The following is a 17,413-nucleotide window of genomic DNA, read 5'->3' on the forward strand; positions in this document are numbered from 1 at the left end:
TGTTTCCAGCCGGGTCGGTCGGGCGGGCCCCTCGCCTCAAGGGGCCCTCTTCGCGTACGGTTGACGGCTGCCCAGCACGTTAGAAGGGGGCCCGGTGGCCGCTCAGGCTCAACAGGAAACCGCGGTCGACTCGGTTCACGACTCGGCGCAGGACTCCCTGCGCGACCGAGAGATCAGCGTGGAACAGGAACACCTGGACCGGGTGTACCGGCGCCTCGAGGAGAAGATCCACGAGGCCGAGTTCCTCATGCACGACGCGGCCAAGCGCGGCCAGGTCGGCACCCCCGGCGCGCTCGCCGAACGCGACGCGCAGGTCTTCCGTGCGGGCGTCCACCTGAACCGGCTGAACAACGAGTTCGAGGACTTCCTGTTCGGCCGGATCGACCTGCTGCTCGGCAAGGACGGCAAGAAGGGCCCCGACGGCGCGTACACCGCGGTCGAGCCCGCCGAAGGAGCCGTCCGGGACGACGGCACGGCCGACATCGCCGAGACCCTGCACATCGGCCGCATCGGCGTCCTCGACCAGGACTACGCCCCCCTGGTGATCGACTGGCGGGCGCCCGCAGCGGCCCCCTTCTACCGCTCCACCCCGGTCGACCCCGGCCGGGTCGTCCGCCGGCGCGTCATCCGCTCCAAGGGGCGCCGGGTCCTCGGGGTCGAGGACGACCTGATGCGCCCCGAGCTGAAGGCCCGCCTGGACGGCGGCGAGCTGCCGGTGATCGGCGACGGCGCCCTGATGGCCGCCCTCGGCCAGGCCCGTACGCACACCATGCGGGACATCGTCGCCTCCATCCAGGCAGAACAGGATCTTGTGATCCGCGCCCCCGCCGCCTCCGTGACCTACGTCGAGGGCGGCCCGGGCACGGGCAAGACGGCCGTGGCCCTGCACCGGGCCGCGTACCTCCTCTACCAGGACCGGCGCCGGTACGCGGGTGGCATCCTGATCGTCTCGCCGACGCCGCTGCTCGTGGCGTACACCGAGGGCGTGCTGCCCTCGCTCGGCGAGGAGGGGCAGGTCGCCATCCGCGCGATCGGCTCGCTGGTCGAGGGCGCCGAGGCCACCCTGTACGACTCCCCGTCCGTGGCCCGCGCCAAGGGCTCGTACCGGATGCTGAAGGTACTGCGAAGGGCGGCCCGGGGGGCCCTGGAACTGGGACCGGCCGGCGGCTCGGGCGGCGCGAGCCCGGCCGCCGCTCAGGGCCAGCTCGCCTTCGGGGACGAGGACACCCCCGCCGGTCCGCCCGACCGGCTCCGCGTGGTCGCCTTCGGGCGGCGGCTGGAGCTGGAGGCGGGCGCGCTGGAGCGGATCCGCCGCACGGCCCTGGGCGGCACCGCACCCGTCAACCTGCTCCGGCCCCGCGCCCGCAAGCTGCTGCTCGACGCCCTGTGGTCCCAGTCCGGGGCGGGCACCCGGCACACGGACCCCGAGCTGGCCGCCGAGCTGCGGTCCTCGTTCGACGAGGACGTCAGCACGGAGGACAGCTTCCTCGCGTTCCTCGACGCGTGGTGGCCCGAGCTGACCCCGAAGGCCGTCCTCGCGGCCATGGCGGACGAGCGGCGGCTCGGCCGCTGGGCCCGGCGGATCCTGAACCCCGGCGAGGTCCGCAAGGTCGCCCGCTCCCTCAAGCGGGACGGCCACTCCGTGCACGACATCGCGATGCTCGACGAGCTCCAGGCCGTCCTCGGCGCCCCCGCCCGCCCGAAGAAGAGACGCGAGCTGGACCCGCTGGACCAGCTCACCGGCCTGGAGGAGCTGATGCCGGCCCGCGAGGAGTCACAGCGCGAGCGGGCCGAGCGGCTGGCGCAGGAACGCACCGAGTACGCGCACGTCATCGTCGACGAGGCGCAGGACCTCACGCCGATGCAGTGGCGCATGGTCGGCCGCCGGGGCCGGCACGCCACCTGGACGGTCGTCGGCGACCCCGCCCAGTCCTCCTGGTCCGACCCGGACGAGGCGGCCGAGGCCCGCGACGAGGCCCTGGGCACCCGCCCGCGCCGCCGCTTCCAGCTGACCGTGAACTACCGCAACCCGGCGGAGATCGCCGAACTGGCCGCGAAGGTCCTCGCCCTCGCCATGCCCGGCTCCGAGTCGCCGTCGGCCGTACGGTCCACCGGGGTCGAGCCACGCTTCAGCGTCGTCCGGGATTCCCTGGAGAACACCGTGCGCGCGGAGGCCGAGCGGCTGCTGGACCTGGTGGACGGCACGGTCGGCGTGGTCGTCGCCATGCAGCGGCGCGCGGAGGCCGCCCGCTGGCTGGCCGGGCTCGGCGACCGGGTGGTGGCGCTGGGCAGCCTGGAGGCCAAGGGTCTGGAGTACGACGCCACGGTGGTCGTCTCACCTGCGGAGATCGCAGACGAGTCGCCGGCCGGGCTGCGGGTGCTGTACGTCGCGCTGACCCGGGCCACCCAGCAGTTGACGGTGGTCTCCGGGGAGCGGGACCAGCCGGACGCGGCCGGGGTACCGGATCTGCTCCGGGACTGAGGTCCTGGTGCCGGTGTCCCGGATCCTGGTGCCTGTGTCCCGGTTTCCTGTGAACCGCCCGTACGGGAATGGCCTTACGGGATCCGTTTGTTAGCCTGGGTGTGGCACCGGCCCGATCCAAGCCCCCGGGCCCAACCATAGTCGCTGCGAGCGACCACTTGCCGCGAGGCGAGCATGGCGGGTCGGTGTCACTGAACGTTCGAGAGGCCCACGTCCGATGTGATGTGGGCCTCTTTTGTTGTGAACAAAACGTTCTCAATGCGGCCTGGCTAACGCCTACTCGGCGGTAGGTGCGACGATCGGACGGCATTGCCCGAGACACGGTGAAAGCAGAGGAAGTCGGCCATGGCAACGGCGCCCAGCGTCTCCTACTCGATGACGGTCCGGCTGGAGGTGCCCGCGAGCGGAACCGCAGTCTCGCAGCTCACCACCGCCGTGGAGTCCTCCGGAGGCTCGGTGACCGGCCTCGACGTCACCGCGTCCGGCCACGAGAAGCTCCGTATCGACGTCACCATCGCGGCTTCCTCGACCGCGCACGCCGACGAGATCGTCGAGGAACTCCGCGGCATCGAGGGCGTCACGCTGGGCAAGGTCTCGGACCGTACCTTCCTCATGCACCTCGGCGGCAAGATCGAGATGGCGTCGAAGCACCCCATCCGCAACCGTGACGACCTCTCCATGGTCTACACGCCCGGCGTGGCCCGCGTGTGCATGGCGATCGCCGAGAACCCCGAGGACGCCCGCCGCCTCACCATCAAGCGCAACTCCGTTGCGGTCGTGACGGACGGCTCCGCCGTGCTGGGTCTCGGCAACATCGGCCCGAAGGCCGCGCTGCCCGTCATGGAGGGCAAGGCGGCCCTCTTCAAGCGCTTCGCCGGCATCGACGCCTGGCCGATCTGCCTGGACACCCAGGACTCCGACGCGATCGTCGAGATCGTCAAGGCGATCGCCCCCGGGTTCGCCGGCATCAACCTGGAGGACATCTCCGCGCCCCGCTGCTTCGAGATCGAGGCGCGGCTGCGCGAGGCCCTCGACATCCCCGTCTTCCACGACGACCAGCACGGTACGGCGATCGTCGTCCTCGCCGCCCTGAAGAACGCACTTCGCTGTACGGGCAAGGCAATTGAGAACATCCGCGTCGTGATGTCCGGCGCCGGCGCGGCCGGTACGGCCATCCTCAAGCTGCTGATCGCCGCCGGTGTGAAGAACGCCGTCGTCGCCGACATCCAGGGTGTCGTGCACGCCGGCCGCGAGGACCTGGTGGGCGCCCCGGCCGACTCGGCGCTGCGCTGGATCGCCGACAACACCAACCCCGAGAACCTCACGGGCAGCCTGAAGGAGGCCGTGCACGGCGCCGACGTCTTCATCGGCGTCTCGGCCCCGAACGTCCTCGACGGTGACGACGTGGCCGCCATGGCCGAGGGCGCGATCGTGTTCGCGCTCGCGAACCCGGACCCCGAGGTGGACCCGGCAATCGCCCGCCAGACGGCCGCAGTTGTGGCCACCGGCCGCTCCGACTTCCCCAACCAGATCAACAACGTGCTGGTCTTCCCGGGCGTCTTCCGCGGTCTGCTGGACGCGCAGTCCCGCACGGTGAACACCGAGATGATGCTCGCCGCCGCGCAGGCGCTGGCCGACGTGGTGACCGAGGACGAGCTGAACCCGAACTACATCATCCCGAGCGTGTTCAACGACAAGGTCGCGGGTGCCGTGGCCGGCGCGGTGCGGGAAGCGGCCAAGGCGGTGGGCGCGGCGTCCTAGGGCGGTCCTGGGACGGTCCGGGGGCGGTCCGGGGGCAGTCCTGGCCAGTCCTGGGGCCTGTGCGGGCGCGGGGTGGGTATGCGTGGCCGTGGGTGATGTGCATAGCCTTGTGAGCATCCCCACGGCGGGGCGTCGTACCGGCGCGTCGTGGAACCCGGCGCGCGGAGCCGCCGTCTAGGGTGTCGGCCACGTTCGGGCACTCTTTTCGTGTGACTCCCTAGGGTGTTCTCACGACTCCTACGGGTGCCGGATTGGCTTTCCCGCCGCAGGTAGGGGCAGGATGCGTCCCTGGGCGCGAGGGTCTGACGACGGACCCGGGTCCGGGGACTCTCCGAGGACCCTGGCAGCATCGGCATGGCCGTGCCCGACATGCGGCTCTGCCGCGTGGCACGCCTCAACGGCAAGAAGAACACGGGAGTAACAACATGAACCGCAGTGAGCTGGTGGCCGCGCTGGCCGACCGTGCCGAGGTGACCCGCAAGGACGCCGACGCCGTGCTGGCCGCGTTCGCCGAGACCGTCGGCGAGGTCGTCGCCAAGGGCGACGAGAAGGTCACCATCCCTGGCTTCCTGACCTTCGAGCGCACCCACCGTGCCGCTCGTACCGCTCGTAACCCGCAGACCGGTGAGCCCATCAACATCCCGGCCGGTTACAGCGTGAAGGTCTCCGCGGGCAGCAAGCTCAAGGAAGCGGCCAAGGGCCAGTGACCTTGCCGTCCGTAGGCCACGGGACGGCGTACGGACTGTAGAACGCCGATGGGGCGGCACCCGGACTCCGGGTGCCGCCCCATTACGCTCACCGCCCCAGCCCGCCCCACCAGGGCGGCACAGGCCCCTCGCCACCACGCTGAACCGCCGGCGGGAGCTGCGCGGCCACACTCGGCCGAGGCTTGCGCACCGAGGCGCACAGACCGGACCCCAGCCCGAACGAGCTGCCCGTGGCTGGGGTGATGCGGCCGGGGGTGGGTGGTGGGGGTGGGGTCAGCCGAGGGCCTTGCCCGGGGGTTCGGCCTTGGCGCCGAGTTCCACGAGCTTCTCCATGCTGTGTCTGCCCGGGGGCAACCCCCGGACCCCCGGCCGGGGAGCGGGCTGCTCGGGCCGGGGGTGGGTGGTGGGGGTGGGGTCAGCCGAGGGCCTTGCCCGGGAGTTCGACCTTCGCGCCGAGTTCCACGAGCTTCTCCATGCTGTGTCTGCCCGGGGGCAACCCCCGGACCCCCGGCCGGGGAGCGGGCTGCTCGGGCCGGGGGTGGGTGGTGGGGGTGGGGTCAGCCGAGGGCCTTGCCCGGGAGTTCGACCTTCGCGCCGAGTTCCACGAGCTTCTCCATGAAGTTCTCGTAGCCGCGGTTGATCAGGTCGATGCCGTGGACGCGGGACGTGCCCTGGGCGGCCAGGGCCGCGATCAGGTAGGAGAAGCCGCCGCGGAGGTCCGGGATGACCAGGTCGGCGCCCTGGAGCTTGGTGGGGCCGGACACCACCGCGGAGTGCAGGAAGTTGCGCTGGCCGAAGCGGCAGTCGGAGCCGCCCAGGCACTCGCGGTAGAGCTGGATGTGGGCGCCCATCTGGTTCAGCGCGGAGGTGAAGCCCAGACGGGACTCGTAGACCGTCTCGTGGATGATCGACAGGCCGGTCGCCTGCGTGAGGGCCACGACCAGCGGCTGCTGCCAGTCGGTCTGGAAGCCGGGGTGCACGTCCGTCTCCAGCGCGATGGACTTCAACTGGCCGCCGGGGTGCCAGAAGCGGATGCCCTCGTCGTCTATCTCGAACGCGCCGCCCACCTTGCGGTAGGTGTTGAGGAAGGTCATCATCGAGCGCTGCTGGGCGCCGCGGACATAGATGTTGCCCTCGGTCGCCAGCGCGGCCGACGCCCAGGACGCGGCCTCCAGGCGGTCCGAGAGGGCACGGTGGGTGTAACCGCCCAGCTTGTCCACACCGGTGATGCGGATCGTGCGGTCGGTGTCCATCGCGATGATCGCGCCCATCTTCTGCAGAACGCAGATCAGGTCCTCGATCTCCGGCTCGACGGCCGCGTTGGACAACTCGGTGACGCCCTCGGCGAGTACGGCCGTCAGCAGCACCTGCTCGGTCGCGCCGACGGACGGGTACGGCAGCCGGATCTTCGTACCGCGCAGCCGCTGCGGAGCCTCCAGGTACTGGCCGTCCGCGCGCTTCTCGATCGTCGCGCCGAACTGCCGCAGCACGTCGAAGTGGAAGTCGATGGGCCGGCCACCGATGTCGCAGCCGCCCAGGCCCGGGATGAAGGCGTGGCCGAGCCGGTGCAGGAGAGGACCGCAGAACAGGATCGGGATGCGGCTCGAACCGGCGTGGGCATCGATGTCAGCGACGTTCGCGCTCTCCACGTACGTCGGATCGAGGACCAGTTCGCCGGGCTCCTCACCCGGACGGACCGTCACCCCGTGCAGCTGGAGCAGGCCGCGTACGACGCGCACGTCACGGATGTCCGGAACGTTGCGCAGTCGGCTCGGCGCACTGCCCAGCAGGGCGGCGACCATGGCCTTGGGCACGAGGTTCTTCGCGCCGCGGACACGGATCTCGCCCTCCAGCGGGGTGCCGCCGTGGACAAGCAGGACATCGTCGTTGACGGTCATGTATCTCGCGTTCCGATGAGTCGGGCAGGGGTCGGCCGATCACTTTGCGCAGGGGCCGGAGAGACAGGGTAATCGCCGATTACCCCCCTCCCGTAAGCCCAAGGACCGCCCAGCTAGGTCATAGCTGTGTCACAACACGAACCGTTCCCCGTCGGCCACGTCCCGTCACCGCCGCGGCCGTGCGCTCGGCCGCGCATCGTTGCGCCCTGAGCTGCATTCACTCCCGGGCACCGATTGGCTCCCCATGCGAAGGCAAGATGCGGGATCATGTCTGGCATGACCGAGGTGTCCTCGCTCACAGGGCGGCTGCTCGTGGCAACGCCCGCCCTGGCGGACCCGAACTTCGACCGTGCGGTGGTGCTCCTTCTCGACCACGACGAGGAGGGCTCGCTCGGTGTCGTCCTCAACCGCCCCACCCCGGTGGACGTGGGCGACATCCTGGAGGGCTGGGCCGATCTCACCGGCGAGCCCGGCGTGGTCTTCCAGGGCGGCCCGGTGTCGCTGGACTCTGCGCTCGGCGTCGCGGTCATCCCCGGCGGCTCCAACGGCGACCGCGCCCCGCTCGGCTGGCGCCGGGTGCACGGCGCGATCGGGCTCGTCGACCTGGAGGCCCCGCCGGAGCTGCTCGCCTCGGCCGTCGGCTCCCTGCGGATCTTCGCCGGATACGCCGGCTGGGGCCCAGGCCAGCTGGAGGACGAGCTGGTGGAGGGCGCCTGGTACGTCGTCGAGTCCGAGCCCGGCGACGTGTCGTCCCCGTCCCCGGAGAGACTCTGGCGCGAGGTGCTGCGCCGCCAGCGCAGCGAGCTGGCGATGGTGGCCACCTATCCGGACGACCCTACGCTCAACTGATGCGCGTGAGCTTCAGTACCCTGGGGCGTATGAGCACTCTCGAGCCCGAGCGCGGGACTGGTACGGGGACCCTCGTTGAGCCGACGCCGCAGGTGTCCCACGGTGACGGCGACCATGAGCGCTTCGCCCACTACGTCCAGAAGGACAAGATCATGGCGAGCGCCCTCGACGGCACCCCCGTCGTGGCGCTGTGCGGCAAGGTGTGGGTGCCGGGCCGCGACCCGAAGAAGTACCCCGTGTGCCCGATGTGCAAGGAGATCTACGACTCCATGGGCAGCGGCGGCGACGAGGGTGGCAAGGACAAGTAGCGGCAGCTAGCCGCCGACGAGGCCCCCGGGGTGTGTATGGCACGCCCCGGGGGCTTTCGTGCGCCCGCGCGGGGAAGTGGTCGAGACCTCTTGTCGGCGTGTCGGAGCACCCCTAGCCTTCTGGTGTTGTGATGTGTGAAACGGTCGTTGCGCATGTTGCAACGCCCGTTTCCGGCCACTGTCCGGCGACTGGCCGGCGACTGGGGGACGAGGGCTGACGTGAGCGAACTGATTCCGGCACCGCGCACCATCGACGACGGCCCGACGGGCCACGCCGTCACACTCGACCGGGACACCACCCTGTGGGCCGCCCCGGGCACCGGCGGCACGGAGCGCTGGCTGCGCTCCACGCTCGGCGCCGCCCTCGGCCTGCCCCTGCCGCCGGGGCCGGAGGACGCCCGCGATTCCGTACGCCTGCGCATCGACGACACGCTGGAACCGGAGGCGTATCGGCTCAGCGTCGTCACCGGCCGGGGCGTCGAGATCCGCGGCGGCGACGCGGCCGGGGTCTTCTGGGGCGCCCAGACCCTGCGTCAGCTGCTCGGCCCCGACGCCTTCCGGCGCGCTCCGGTGCGCCCGCGCGCCGCCCATGTGATCCCGCACCAGATCGTCGAGGACGCACCGCGCTTCCGCTGGCGCGGCCTCCTGCTCGACGTCGCACGGCACTTCATGCCCAAGGACGGCGTGCTGCGCTACCTGGATCTCCTGGCCGCGCACAAACTCAATGTCCTCCACCTCCATCTGACGGACGACCAGGGCTGGCGGATCGAGATCGAGCGGTATCCGGGACTGACCGAGACCGGATCCTGGCGGGCGCGGACGAAATTCGGCCACCGGGCCTCACCGCTGTGGGACGAAAGACCGCACGGCGGCCACTACACCCAGGACGACATCCGGGAGATCGTCGCCTACGCCGCCGAGCGGCATATCACCGTGGTCCCGGAAATCGACGTACCGGGCCACTCGCAGGCCGCCATCGCCGCGTATCCCGAGCTCGGCAACACCGACGTCATCGACACCACCGCCCTTTCCGTCTGGGACACCTGGGGGATCAGCCCGAACGTACTCGCCCCCACTGACAACACCCTCCGCTTCTACGAGGCCGTGTTCGAGGAAGTACTCGCCCTCTTCCCCTCGGAGTTCATCCACATCGGCGGCGACGAATGCCCCAAGGAACAGTGGCGGCGGTCGGCGACCGCCCAGGCCCGTATCAAGGAACTCGGCCTCGCGGACGAGGACGAACTCCAGGCCTGGTTCATCGGCCACTTCTCGAAGTGGCTTTCCGCGCGCGGGCGCAGGCTCATCGGCTGGGACGAGATCCTGGAGGGCGGGCTCGCCGACGGCGCCGCCGTGTCGTCCTGGCGCGGGTACGGCGGCGGGATCGCGGCGGCGCGGGCCGGCCACGACGTCGTGATGTGCCCCGAGCAGTACGTGTACCTGGACCACCGGCAGGACGTCGGCGCCGGCGAACCCGTACCGATCGGCTTCGTGCGCACCCTGGAGGACGTCTACCGCTTCGAGCCGGTTCCCCCGCAGCTCACCGAGGAGGAGGCGCGGCGTGTGCTGGGCACCCAGGCCAACGTGTGGACGGAGGTGATGGAGGACTCCGCGCGCGTGGACTACCAGGCCTTCCCGCGGCTCGCCGCCTTCGCCGAGGTGGCCTGGAGCGCCCTGCCCGCCCCGGCGGAACGGGACTTCGCCGGCTTCGAACGCCGGATGGCCGCCCACTACCGCAGGCTCGACGCCCTGGGCGTCGCCTACCGCCCGCCGGCCGGGCCCCGGCCGTGGCAGCGGCGGCCCGGCGTGCTCGGGCGCCCGATCGAGGGCCCGCCGCCGAACAGGTAGACGAAAATGGACAACCAGGTGAAAGTGGCAGAAAAACCCTCAATGCCTCCTAGCGGACCCCCGCGTTACGGCCCTGCGAAGATGTGCCAGAGTTGCCACGTCCGCCCTGTCAGCACGTACCGTACGGCAACACAGGTGGGACCAGGTGGGGCAGCGGGAAGGGGCAGCCGGTTTGACCACGCACGCACCACAGGCGGCGCAGGCCGTCACGCTGCCCACGACGCTGGACGAGGCGGTGGCGGCGCTCACCGCCATGCCCACCGCCGTGCCGGTGGCGGGCGGCACCGATCTGATGGCCGCCGTCAACTCCGGACAGCTCAGGCCCGCCGCCCTGGTGGGTCTCGGCCGGATCAGTGAGATCCGCGGCTGGCAGTACCTGGACGGCCACGCGCTGCTCGGCGCGGGACTCACGCACGCGCGCATGGGCCGCCCCGACTTCGCGGCCCTGATCCCGGCGCTCGCCGCCGCCGCGCGCGCCGCGGGCCCGCCGCACATCCGCAACGCGGGCACCCTGGGCGGCAACATCGCCTCGGCCGCGCCCTCCGGTGACGCGCTGCCGGTCCTGGCCGCGCTGGAGGCGACGCTGATCATCGCGGGCCAGGGCGGAGCCCGCCGGGAGATCCCCGTGTCGCACCTGCTGGCCGGGGTCGACATGCTGCGCGGCGGTGAACTCATCGGCTACGTGCGCGTGCCGCTGCTGCACGCCCCGCAGGTCTTCCTGAAGGCCACCGGGCGGACCGGCCCCGGCCGCGCGATCGCCTCCGTGGCGCTGGTCCTCGACCCGGCCCGGCGCGGAGTGCGGTGCGCGGTGGGCGCCGTGGCGCCGATGCCGCTGCGGCCCCTGGAGGCCGAGCAGTGGGTCGCCCGGCTGATCGACTGGGACAACGACCGCGCGATCGTCCCGGAGGCGCTGCACGCCTTCGGCGAGTACGTCGCCGCGGCCTGCATCCCGGACCCGGCAGCGGAACCGGACGGCTCCGTACCGCAGCTTCCGCCCGCCGTACTGCACCTGCGGCGCACTGTCGCCGCGCTGGCCCGACGAGCACTGGGGAGGGCGCTGTCGTGACCGACGACCAGCACGGAGAGGGCACGTCCCAGGGCGGTGGACGCTGGGACCCGCTGCCCCAGGGTGACTACGACGACGGGGCCACCGCCTTCGTGAAGCTCCCCGAGGGCGGCATCGACGCCCTCCTGGCCGCGCCCGGTCACGGCTACGTGCCGCCGCAGATAACGGTGGCCCCCGGTGTGGACCCCGGCGCCGACCCGGCGGCCGGCGGCACCTGGGCGACGCCGGACGCCGGTGCCCGGTGGCCCGACCCGAACGCCGCACCGCAGGGCGGGAACGCCGGGGCGGACGACCGGTTCGCGTACAACCCCGCCACCACGCAGCAGTGGACCTTCGACGGGCCCGCGCCCGCCGGGTCGGCCCCCGGGCACGATGTGACCGGGGAATGGTCCATCCCCGTCGCGGGGGGCGACCTTCCGGACGAATCGGGCGAGTTCACCACGTCCTCCCTGGTCGAGCAGTGGAGCGGCAACGCACCGGCCACGCTCCCGGGCGGCGCCCCCGCCCCCTGGGCGACGGAGACGGCGGGCCGGCCCTGGGGACGGCAGCAGGAGCCGGACGGCGAACAGCCGGCCGGGCAGCCCGCCCGCGAGGACTTCCGGCCCGGCGCGCCGTACGCCGGACCGCAGGGCGGGCATACGCCGGAGCCCGAAGCCGCCGAGCCCGCGGGGGCGCCCCCGCGGGCACAGGAGGCCGCAGAGGCCCCTGAGGGGCTCTCTGAGGCCCCCGCGGCCCCCGAGACGGACGACGACACCGCAGCCGAGCCGGAGGCCGCCGAAGAGGCCGCAACGGGCGACGACACCGCGACCCCGCCCGACGCCGCGCAGCCGGCCGAGGAGGAGCCGCCCCCGCCCCTCGCGCACGACGAACACCCCCTCGCCTCCTACGTCCTGCGCGTCAACGGCACCGACCGCCCCGTCACCGACGCCTGGATCGGCGAGTCGCTGCTGTACGTGCTGCGCGAGCGGCTCGGGCTCGCCGGTGCCAAGGACGGCTGCTCGCAGGGCGAGTGCGGGGCCTGCAACGTCCAGGTCGACGGACGGCTCGTCGCCTCCTGCCTGGTGCCCGCCGTCACCGCCGCCGGCAGCGAGGTGCGCACCGTCGAGGGCCTCGCCGCCGACGGCCGGCCCTCCGACGTGCAGCGGGCGCTCGCCAACTGCGGCGCGGTGCAGTGCGGTTTCTGCATCCCCGGCATGGCGATGACCGTGCACGACCTGCTGGAGGGCAACCCGGCCCCCACCGACCTGGAGGCCCGCCAGGCCCTGTGCGGCAACCTGTGCCGCTGCTCCGGCTACCGGGGCGTCCTGAACGCCGTCCAGGAGGTCGTCGCCGAACGCGAGGCGCACGCCGCCGCCGAGGCCGACACGGACGCGGACGGCGTACGCATCCCGCACCAGGCGGGCCCCGGAGCCGGCGGCGTCAACGCGTCGGCCTTCGACTCACCGGGGACCTTCGGCGGCGCCGGAGGGGTGTTCGGCGGTCCCGTACCGCACGACCAGCACTACGGCCAGGACGGAGGCCAGGCGTGAGCAACGAAGCCGTCACCGCGCCCACCGCCGCGGAGCCCGCCCCCGACACCGAACCGCTGCCGCACGGCCTCGGCGTCTCCCTGCCCGCCGCCGACGCCCGCGCCAAGACCGAGGGCACCTTCCCGTACGCGGCCGACCTGTGGGCCGAGGGCCTGCTCTGGGCCGCCGTACTGCGCTCCCCGCACGCGCACGCGCGCATCGTGTCCATCGACACCACCCACGCGCGCGAGATGCCCGGCGTACGGGCCGTCGTCACCCACGAGGACGTCCCCGGCACCCCGCGCCACGGCCGCGGCACCCCCGACCGCCCGGTGTTCGCCTCCGAGGTCGTACGCCACCACGGCGAGCCCATCGCCGCCGTCGCCGCCGACCACCCGGACACCGCGAGGATGGCCGCGGCGGCCGTCATCGTCGAGTACGAGGTGCTCGACCCGGTGACCGACCCCGAGCAGGCCTTCGAAGCCGAAGCGCTGCACCCCGACGGCAACCTGATCCGGCACATCCCGCTGCGCCACGGTGACCCGGACGCGCAGGGCGAGATCGTCGTCGAGGGCCTGTACCGCATCGGCCGCCAGGACCCCGCCCCCGTCGGCGCGGAGGCCGGCCTCGCCGTGCCCCGCCCCGACGGCGGAGTGGAGCTGTACCTCGCCTCCACCGACCCGCACACCGACCGCAACACGGCCGCCGCCGTCTTCGGTCTGACCCCCGAGCGGGTGAAGATCGTCGTCACCGGCGTCCCCGGCGCCACCGCCGACCGCGAGGACCAGGGCTTCCAGCTCCCGCTCGGCCTGCTCGCCCTCAAGACCGGCTGCCCGGTGAAGCTGACGGCGACCCGCGAGGAGTCCTTCCTCGGCCACACCCACCGCCACCCCACCCTGCTCCGGTACCGGCACCACGCCGACGCCGAGGGCCAGCTGGTCAAGGTCGAGGCGCAGATCCTCCTCGACGCGGGCGCGTACGCCGACACCTCCGCCGAGGCCCTGGCCGCCGCCGTCTCCTTCGCCTGCGGCCCCTACGTCGTCCCGAACGCCTTCATCGAGGGCTGGGCCGTCCGCACCAACAACCCGCCCTCCGGCCACGTGCGCGGCGAGGGCGCCATGCAGGTCTGCGCCGCCTACGAGGCGCAGATGGACAAGCTCGCCAAGAGACTCGCGCTGGACCCGGCCGAACTGCGCCTGCGCAACGCGCTCGCGACCGGTGACGTCCTCCCCATCGGCCAGACGGTGACCTGCCCGGCCCCCGTCGCCGAACTCCTCCAGGCGGTACGCGACTTCCCGCTCCCCGCGCTGCCCAAGGACACGCCCGAGGAGGAGTGGCTGCTGCCCGGCGGCCCCGAGGGCGCGGGCGACCCGGGCGCGGTGCGCCGGGGCGTCGGCTACGGCCTGGGCATGGTGCACATGCTCGGCGCGGAGGGCGCCGACGAGGTCTCCACGGCGACGGTGAAGGTCCACGACGGCATCGCCACGGTCCTGTGCGCGGCCGTGGAGACGGGCCAGGGCTTCACGACCCTGGCCCGGCAGATCGTCCAGGAGACCCTCGGCATCGACGAGGTGCACGTGGCACCCGTCGACACCGACCAGCCCCCGGCCGGCGCCAGCTGCCACGGACGGCACACCTGGGTGTCGGGCGGCGCGGTGGAACGGGCGGCGAAGATGGTCCGCACCCAGCTGCTGCAACCCCTGGCGCACAAGTTCGGCATGTCCACCGAGCTGCTCCAGATCACCGACGGCAAGATCACCTCGTACGACGGTGTGCTGTCCACCACCGTCACCGAGGCGATGGACGGCAAGGAACTCTGGGCGACGGCCCAGTGCCGCCCGCACCCCACCGAACCGCTGGACGGCGCCGGCCAGGGCGACGCCTTCGTGGGCCTGGCCTTCTGCGCGATCCGCGCGGTGGTGGACGTCGACATCGAACTCGGCTCGGTACGGGTCGTGGAACTGGCCGTCGCCCAGGACGTCGGCCAGGTGCTCAACCCGGCGCAGCTCGCCGCGCGTATCGAGGCCGGGGTCACCCAGGGCGTCGGCATCGCGCTCACCGAGAACCTCCGCAGCCCGCGCGGCCTGATCCGTCACCCCGACCTCACCGGGTACGCGCTGCCCACGGCCCTGGACGTCCCCGACATCCAGATCGTCAAACTGGTCGAGGAACGAGACGTGGTCGCCCCCTTCGGCGCCAAGGCGGCCAGCGCGGTACCGGTGGTCACCTCCCCGGCGGCCATCGCCTCCGCCGTCCGCGCGGCGACCGGCCGCCCGGTCAACCGCCTCCCCATCCGCCCCCAGGCCGCGGTGGTGACCGGCCAGTGAGCGAGCACGAGCCCCAGGACCAGCCGCGCTACGAACCACCGCCCGCGATGGGCAAGTTGCTGCTGTGGATCCTGCTGTTCGTGGTGGCGGCGGTCGTGGTGGTGCTGGGCGGGATCTACTTCACCTGACGCACGGGGGCGCCTGATGCACGGAGTCGTCTGATGCACGGAGTCGTCTGATGCACGGGGTCGTGGTCGTCACCGGGGTGATGGCGTCGGGGAAGTCGACCGTCGCCCAGGCGCTGGCGGAAAGGCTGCCGCGGGCGGCGCACGTGCGTGGGGACGTCTTCCGCCGGATGATCGTGTCGGGCCGCGAGGAGTACGTCCCCGGGTCCGCCGCCGGCAGCGAGGCCGAGACCCAGCTCCGCCTGCGCCGACGCCTCTCGGCGGCGACCGCGGACGAGTACGCGGCGGCCGGTTTCACGGCGGTCGTGCAGGACGTACTGCTGGGCGTGGCCCTCACCGAGTACGTCGAGCTGGTCCGCACCCGCCCGCTGCACGTGGTCGTGCTCACCCCGGCGCCCGAGGTGGTGGCGGCGCGGGAGGCCGGGCGGCCGAAGACCGGGTACGGCGCGTGGACGGTGGAGCAGCTGGACGCGGGACTGCGGGCGGAGACGCCCCGCACGGGACTGTGGCTGGACACCTCGGAGCTGACGGTGACCGAGACGGTGGACGCGATTCTCGCGGGGGCGGAACGGGCGCGGGTCGCCTGACGTCCTTTTCCCGGGGCGCGTTGTCAGTGGGGCGGCGTAGTGTGCTGAGCAGTGGGGGACGGCTGCCAGGCCGCTCCGACGAGGACGTTCGACGTACCAGGTACGACTGGAATCGCGGGGGAGCGATGAGCACGACCGACACCGGTGTCGCGGTGATCACCCTGACCGAGGACGACCTCGGTCCGTACGTCACCCACGCGCCGACGCGCCACTGGCTGACCGGCCCCGGACTGCCCGCCGACAGCGCCCTGTTGACGTTCGAGCCGCTGCGCACGGACGGGCTGCGCACGCTGGCGGAGGCGACCGACCGCCCGGCGGAGGACCTGCGGGACCGGCTGGTGATAGGCGCACTGCTCAACCCCGCGGGCATGGACCCGGAATCCCTCCTCCTCGACGGCGGCACGGGCGAGGTCACGACCACGTACCTCTTCGACGCCATGGACAGCCGCCCGTTCGCGCCCTCGCTCGAGGCGCTCGTGCGGTTCGCCTCCGTCACCGAGGAACTGGCCGGACTGCGCGGCGAGTTCGCCGCCTACGCGGGCCGCTACGGCACCAAGGCGGCCACCGAGGCGTCCCGCCGTCTCCTCGCCCTCTTCGAGGAGGGCGCGGACGGCGAGATCCCGCCGTACTGGAAGGCGGCCGCGCTGATCCGCCCCCTCGCCCTGGTCGCGGGCCCCGGCACGGACTCCGGCCTCGCCCTGGACCTCCCCGGCCGGCTGCTGGACCAGGAGTTCGGCCAGGGCCGCGTGGCCCGCTTCGAGGAGGTCGACTTCCCCGGCACGCTCACCCACGAGCCCACGCGGCGCTTCCTGCGCGAGACCGGCCTGCCCGAGGACGCGGTCCTCTTCCACCTGGACACGGACGTCCCCCTCCCCACGCTGACCGAGTACTTCATGTCGGAACGCGCCGACGACTACCCCCTGGAGTACCTCCCCGCCCACGCCGACCGCCTCATACGCCTCGGCCACCTCGTCGAGGACAACAGCCTGGTGGTCGACGGCACGACGGGCGCGGTCCTCAACTTCAGCGAACCCGACGCGACCCTGTACCCGCTGAACACGGACGTCTCCACCCTCGCCTTCACCCTCTGGCTCCTGCACCACGAGCGGACGATCGACGACCACCTGAACCACGAACTGACCACCGAGGCCTACGACCAGCTGGCCGCCGCCATGATCCAGACCCTGGCGTCCGTGGACCCCACCGGCACCACGACCGACGCCGACTGGCACTACTGGACAGAACTCTTCCAGGACGAAGCGGGCGGCGTGCTCTGACCGGGGCCGAGGAAGACATCGGTTGCGAGGCGTGAGAGGCAGGAGGAGCCTGGAGTTACGGCGCCGCAAGGAAATTCTCCCAGAAAAGAGAGCGTTGCCATGACTCGGAATACGTGGCGGCGAATACCCACATCCGGGGGCATGTTCTGTGCAGTAGTGGCGCTCGCCTTCTCGGCGGCTTACCCTGCGGCGGCTGCGGCTCCTGCCGTTACGCCGGCCCATCATCATGCCACTGCGCAACTGCCCCAGAACTGGTGCGATCGTCACCCCTATAGTTGCGGTAGCAACAACTACAACAACAACCGCAACAATTACAATAACGGTCAGACGTGCGTCATCCGCGAAATGTACGACGCCAACGGAAATTACGTCAAGACCACAATTTGCCACTGAAATCAGGTGCGTCAAGAGGCCGTGGCGGGAATCGAACCCACTCACTTTCGTTTTGGAGGCCGTGGCGGGAATCGAACCCACGTAACTCGCTTTGCAGGCGAGTCCCTAAACCACTCGGGCACACGGCCGTGTTCGTGAAAATGAATGTACGGTCGCCCCGGAAGCGGCTCAAGAGGATCGGCGGGGCTGCAACAGGACTGCCATACGCCGTTCATGAAGGCGGGGGACAAGGCGGACCGCCTCGGACAGGGGTCAAACCCGGCAGCGCACCTTACGCTGG

At 72.0% G+C, this 17,413-nt stretch carries 13 protein-coding genes and 1 tRNA gene; 12 read left to right on the forward strand and 2 right to left on the reverse strand.

Features of this window, described 5'->3' with window-relative positions; genetic code table 11:
- The first annotated feature begins 94 nt into the window (after positions 1-94).
- The 3 genes from ACFY01_RS31770 to ACFY01_RS31780 all read left to right on the forward strand — a co-directional run bounded on the left by ACFY01_RS31770 (position 95) and on the right by ACFY01_RS31780 (position 4,950).
- Positions 95-2,482: a HelD family protein gene (locus ACFY01_RS31770; protein ID WP_390739199.1), complete on the forward strand. Its 2,388-nt coding sequence runs from the start codon at positions 95-97 to the stop codon at positions 2,480-2,482.
- Positions 2,483-2,827: 345 nt separating this feature from the next.
- A complete protein-coding gene (locus ACFY01_RS31775; RefSeq protein ID WP_390739200.1) occupies positions 2,828-4,243 on the forward strand; it encodes an NAD-dependent malic enzyme in 1,416 nt (471 codons plus the stop codon).
- Between the two features lie 425 nt (positions 4,244-4,668).
- Complete coding sequence (locus ACFY01_RS31780; protein ID WP_067273695.1) at positions 4,669-4,950, forward strand: HU family DNA-binding protein; 282 nt, start codon at positions 4,669-4,671, stop codon at positions 4,948-4,950.
- A 557-nt stretch (positions 4,951-5,507) separates the two neighbouring features.
- Here ACFY01_RS31780 and murA read toward each other — a convergent pair.
- Positions 5,508-6,848, reverse strand: a complete 1,341-nt coding sequence (gene murA, locus ACFY01_RS31785) for a UDP-N-acetylglucosamine 1-carboxyvinyltransferase (protein ID WP_390739201.1) — start codon at positions 6,846-6,848, stop codon at positions 5,508-5,510.
- A 276-nt stretch (positions 6,849-7,124) separates the two neighbouring features.
- Here murA and ACFY01_RS31790 point away from each other — a divergent pair, with 276 nt between their 5' ends.
- The 9 genes from ACFY01_RS31790 (at position 7,125) to ACFY01_RS31830 (ending at position 16,740) form a co-directional block, all read left to right on the forward strand.
- Entirely contained in the window at positions 7,125-7,697 is a 573-nt protein-coding gene (locus tag ACFY01_RS31790; protein ID WP_390739202.1) for a YqgE/AlgH family protein, read from the forward strand.
- Between the two features lie 29 nt (positions 7,698-7,726).
- Positions 7,727-8,005: a DUF3039 domain-containing protein gene (locus ACFY01_RS31795; protein ID WP_310777786.1), complete on the forward strand. Its 279-nt coding sequence runs from the start codon at positions 7,727-7,729 to the stop codon at positions 8,003-8,005.
- A gap of 153 nt (positions 8,006-8,158) precedes the next feature.
- Positions 8,159-9,850 carry a beta-N-acetylhexosaminidase gene (locus ACFY01_RS31800; protein WP_390739203.1) on the forward strand — a complete coding sequence of 564 codons (1,692 nt, stop codon included), beginning with the start codon at positions 8,159-8,161 and terminating at the stop codon, positions 9,848-9,850.
- Positions 9,851-10,022: 172 nt separating this feature from the next.
- Complete coding sequence (locus tag ACFY01_RS31805) at positions 10,023-10,916, forward strand: FAD binding domain-containing protein (protein WP_390739204.1); 894 nt, start codon at positions 10,023-10,025, stop codon at positions 10,914-10,916.
- Positions 10,913-12,445, forward strand: a complete 1,533-nt coding sequence (locus ACFY01_RS31810; protein ID WP_390739205.1) for a 2Fe-2S iron-sulfur cluster-binding protein — start codon at positions 10,913-10,915, stop codon at positions 12,443-12,445. The genes ACFY01_RS31805 and ACFY01_RS31810 overlap by 4 nt, the downstream gene beginning before the upstream one ends.
- On the forward strand, positions 12,442-14,751 hold the full coding sequence (locus ACFY01_RS31815) for a xanthine dehydrogenase family protein molybdopterin-binding subunit (protein WP_390739206.1): 2,310 nt from the start codon (positions 12,442-12,444) through the stop codon (positions 14,749-14,751). Before ACFY01_RS31810 ends, ACFY01_RS31815 begins: the two co-directional genes overlap by 4 nt.
- Positions 14,748-14,879 (forward strand): hypothetical protein, encoded by a 132-nt coding sequence (locus ACFY01_RS31820; protein ID WP_390739207.1) that lies wholly within the window; start codon positions 14,748-14,750, stop codon positions 14,877-14,879. The genes ACFY01_RS31815 and ACFY01_RS31820 overlap by 4 nt, the downstream gene beginning before the upstream one ends.
- 50 nt (positions 14,880-14,929) lie before the next feature.
- Positions 14,930-15,463, forward strand: a complete 534-nt coding sequence (locus tag ACFY01_RS31825) for an AAA family ATPase (RefSeq protein WP_390739208.1) — start codon at positions 14,930-14,932, stop codon at positions 15,461-15,463.
- A gap of 125 nt (positions 15,464-15,588) precedes the next feature.
- A complete protein-coding gene (locus ACFY01_RS31830) occupies positions 15,589-16,740 on the forward strand; it encodes an SUKH-4 family immunity protein (RefSeq protein ID WP_390739209.1) in 1,152 nt (383 codons plus the stop codon).
- A gap of 446 nt (positions 16,741-17,186) precedes the next feature.
- Here the strand turns inward: ACFY01_RS31830 and ACFY01_RS31835 are convergent.
- Positions 17,187-17,261: transfer RNA gene (locus ACFY01_RS31835), tRNA-Cys, on the reverse strand.
- Between the last annotated feature and the right edge of the window lie 152 nt (positions 17,262-17,413).

The organism is Streptomyces sp. NPDC001480 (genome assembly GCF_042894725.1).
Lineage (GTDB): Bacteria > Actinomycetota > Actinomycetes > Streptomycetales > Streptomycetaceae > Streptomyces.

Coding starts and splice junctions, on each gene's coding strand:
- ACFY01_RS31775 (WP_390739200.1), top strand. CDS start 2,828: ATGGCAACGGCGCCCAGCGTCTCCTACTCGATGACGGTCCGGCTGGAG.
- ACFY01_RS31795 (WP_310777786.1), top strand. CDS start 7,727: ATGAGCACTCTCGAGCCCGAGCGCGGGACTGGTACGGGGACCCTCGTT.
- ACFY01_RS31830 (WP_390739209.1), top strand. CDS start 15,589: ATGAGCACGACCGACACCGGTGTCGCGGTGATCACCCTGACCGAGGAC.
- ACFY01_RS31780 (WP_067273695.1), top strand. CDS start 4,669: ATGAACCGCAGTGAGCTGGTGGCCGCGCTGGCCGACCGTGCCGAGGTG.
- murA (WP_390739201.1), bottom strand. CDS start 6,848: ATGACCGTCAACGACGATGTCCTGCTTGTCCACGGCGGCACCCCGCTG.
- ACFY01_RS31800 (WP_390739203.1), top strand. CDS start 8,159: ATGTTGCAACGCCCGTTTCCGGCCACTGTCCGGCGACTGGCCGGCGAC.
- ACFY01_RS31825 (WP_390739208.1), top strand. CDS start 14,930: ATGCACGGGGTCGTGGTCGTCACCGGGGTGATGGCGTCGGGGAAGTCG.
- ACFY01_RS31790 (WP_390739202.1), top strand. CDS start 7,125: ATGACCGAGGTGTCCTCGCTCACAGGGCGGCTGCTCGTGGCAACGCCC.